The organism is Streptomyces achromogenes subsp. achromogenes, from assembly GCF_000720835.1.
Classification (GTDB): domain Bacteria; phylum Actinomycetota; class Actinomycetes; order Streptomycetales; family Streptomycetaceae; genus Streptomyces; species Streptomyces achromogenes.
Genome location: NZ_JODT01000076.1, coordinates 1 through 742 on the forward strand (window position 1 = coordinate 1; position 742 = coordinate 742).

Annotated in this window: 1 protein-coding gene; it reads right to left on the reverse strand. The window is 66.4% G+C overall.

The window, feature by feature from the left end; genetic code table 11:
* Positions 1-742 (reverse strand): alpha-amylase family glycosyl hydrolase (locus IH25_RS0136725; RefSeq protein ID WP_030621338.1); only part of this gene is annotated, 742 nt, incomplete at both ends.

Below are 742 nucleotides of genomic sequence, written 5' to 3' on the forward strand. Positions count from 1 at the left end.
GAAGTGGAAGGCCATGTGGCACTCGTCGCCGCCGGCGGAGTAGTCGCCGAAGTAGTCGACCACGTCCTCGGGCCACTGGTTCGCCTCCGCCAGCAGCACGGTGTCCGGATAGAGCGCGTCGATCTCGCGGCGCACCCGCTTCAGGAACTGGTGCGTGGCGGGCAGGTTCTCGCAGTTGGTGCCCTCTTCCGCGTACAGATAGGGCACCGCGTCCAGGCGGTAGCCGTCGATGCCGAGGTCCAGCCAGAACCGCAGCGCGGCCAGGATCTCCTCCTGGACGGCCGGGTTCTCGTAGTTCAGGTCCGGCTGGTGCGAGAAGAAGCGGTGGAAGTAGTACTGGCCGCGCACCGGGTCGAAGGTCCAGTTGGAGACCTCCGTGTCGACGAAGATGATCCGCGCGTCCTCGTACCGCTTGTCGTCGTCGGCCCACATGTAGTAGTCCCCGTAGGGGCCGTCGGGGTTCTTGCGGGACTCCTGGAACCACGGGTGCTGGTCGCTGGTGTGGTTCATGACGAAGTCGATGATCACGCGCATGCCGCGCTGGTGGGCGGCGTCCACGAACTCCACGAAGTCGGCGAGGTCACCGAACTCGGGCAGCACGGCGGTGTAGTCGGAGACGTCGTAACCACCGTCGCGCAGCGGGGACTTGAAGAAGGGCGGCAGCCACAGGCAGTCCACGCCGAGCCACTGGAGGTAGTCCAGCTTGGCGGTCAGGCCCTTCAGGTCGCCGACGCCGTCTCCG